The sequence below is a fragment of the Glycocaulis sp. genome (assembly GCF_052168375.1).
Taxonomy (GTDB): Bacteria; Pseudomonadota; Alphaproteobacteria; order Caulobacterales; family Maricaulaceae; genus Glycocaulis.
The window spans coordinates 1-2,089 of the sequence record NZ_JBQLZR010000126.1 but is presented as its reverse complement, the minus strand read 5'-3'; the positions used below and the strand labels follow the sequence as shown (position 1 = coordinate 2,089).

The following is a 2,089-nucleotide window of genomic DNA, read 5'->3' as shown; positions in this document are numbered from 1 at the left end:
CCATCGCCGCCGTGTTCCGGACTTCCGGTCCGGCCCACTGGAGCGTGAAATCCTACAATAATCACTGGGGTGTGCCGCTCACCCTTGCCCGCCTGCCGCGTGAAACCCGGCGCGCTGTCTTCGAGATGGGCATGAACCATGCTGGAGAGATTGCGGCCCTGACGACGCAGGTCCAGCCGCACATCGCCCTGATTACCCGCATCGCGCCGGCGCATCTGGAAAATCTCGGCACGATGGAAGCGATTGCCGACGCGAAATCGGAAATCTTCACCGGACTCTCTGGTGATGGTGTTGCCATCATCCCGGCCGATTGCGACTACGCCATGCGGCTGGCGGGCCATGTCTGCAACAGCCGTGCAGCCTTCATGTTCAGCTTTGGCCGGGCGAAGGACGCTGCCGTGCGCATCCTGTCATGGGAGCAGGAGGCCAGCCGAGGCCATGGCCGGTTCGATGTGCTGGGCCGGACGGTTGATGTTTCCATTCCGGCACCGGGCGAGCATCAGGCCCATAATGCCGCCGGTGTCATGGCGGCTTGCGTCGCTGCCGGTATCGATGCGGTGCAGGTGGCAGATGTGCTGGCCGGGCTGCAGGCCCAGGCCGGGCGCGGCGCCAGCTTCCTGATCGAGGTGGAGGGAGGAACGGCGCGCATCATCGACGACAGCTATAATGCCAACCCGGTCTCCATGGCCTCGGCGATTGCGAGCCTTGCCCGCCACCAGCCGGACGGCAGCGGCCGCCGCATCGCCGTACTCGGCGAGATGCTGGAGATTGGCGCAAGCGCCCCTGAACGTCACCGCGAACTGGCCTTGCAACTGGCTGAGGCTGGCGTGTCAGCGGCCATCGGTGTCGGCTCCATGATGGAATACATGGTCTCCGCGCTGCCCTCATCGGTGAGGGGATCCATGGCCGCCTCGCCCTCCGATGCCACGCAGCGCCTCTTGGCCATGCTGCGTCCGGGCGATGTTGTGCTGATCAAGGGCTCCAACGGATCGGGCGTTCATAAAGTAGTCGCAAGTTTGCATGACGGTGCCGCAAACGCGGTCATCAAAGGCTGATTTTCATGCTCTATTTTCTCTTTTCCCAGCTTGCCACCGACTTCATCCTGTTCAACCCGGTCAACTATCTGACCTTCCGGACAGGAGCTGGCCTGATCACCGCCTTCATAGTGGCCATCATCATCGGGCGGCCCTTCATCAAATGGCTGAAATCCAAGGGCTCGCAGCCCATTCGCGATGACGGTCCCGAATCGCACGTGCTCACCAAGGCTGGCACGCCGACCATGGGCGGCTTCATCATCCTGATCGGCATACTGACCGGCACGCTTTTGTGGGCCGACCTCTCCAATCCCTATATCTGGGTCGTGCTGCTGGTCACGGCAGGTTTTGGCGCCATCGGCTTTCTCGATGACTGGCGCAAGGTGACCAAGCGTTCCTCGGCGGGCATTTCCGGGCGCATGAAGCTGGCCCTCCAGTCGGTCGTCGCGATTGTTGCCGTGTTCTGGATGACAGAGCTTCTTTCATCGGCACCTAACGTGCCGGACGGCTTTGCCACCTCCATCGCCGTGCCCTTCTTCAAGGATGTGCTGATCCCGCTCAGCTATGGCTTCTTCCTGTTTGGCCTCATCGTCATCGTTGGCGCGTCCAATGCTGTGAACATCACAGATGGCCTTGATGGCCTTGCCATTGTGCCGGTCATGATCGCGGCAGGCTCCTTCGGCTTCATCGCCTATTTCGTCGGCTCGGCGGTCTATTCCAACTATCTCTTCCTGAACTTTACCCCCGGCACCGGCGAGCTTGCCGTGATCTGCGGGGCTATCATCGGGGCCGGCCTCGGCTTTCTCTGGTACAATGCTCCGCCTGCCATGGTGTTCATGGGCGATACCGGCTCGCTGTCGCTTGGCGGCGCACTCGGCACCATTGCGGTAGCGGTCAAGCACGAGATTGTCCTTGCCATCATTGGCGGCCTGTTCGTGCTCGAGGCGCTGTCGGTGATGATCCAGGTCGCCAGCTTCAAGCTGACCGGCAAGCGCGTCTTCCGCATGGCGCCCATTCACCACCATTTCGAGAAGATGGGCTGGGCCGAACCGACC

2 protein-coding genes are annotated in these 2,089 nt (G+C 62.0%); both read left to right on the top strand.

Annotation, left to right across the window (positions count from 1 at the left end; genetic code table 11):
* On the top strand, nucleotides 1-1,055 hold a 1,055-nt coding region (locus tag ACTS2Z_RS04965; RefSeq protein WP_442572120.1), incomplete at its 5' end, for a UDP-N-acetylmuramoyl-tripeptide--D-alanyl-D-alanine ligase.
* Between the two features lie 5 nt (nucleotides 1,056-1,060).
* Nucleotides 1,061-2,089: phospho-N-acetylmuramoyl-pentapeptide-transferase (mraY, locus tag ACTS2Z_RS04960; protein ID WP_442572119.1), on the top strand; the 1,029-nt coding region annotated here is incomplete at its 3' end.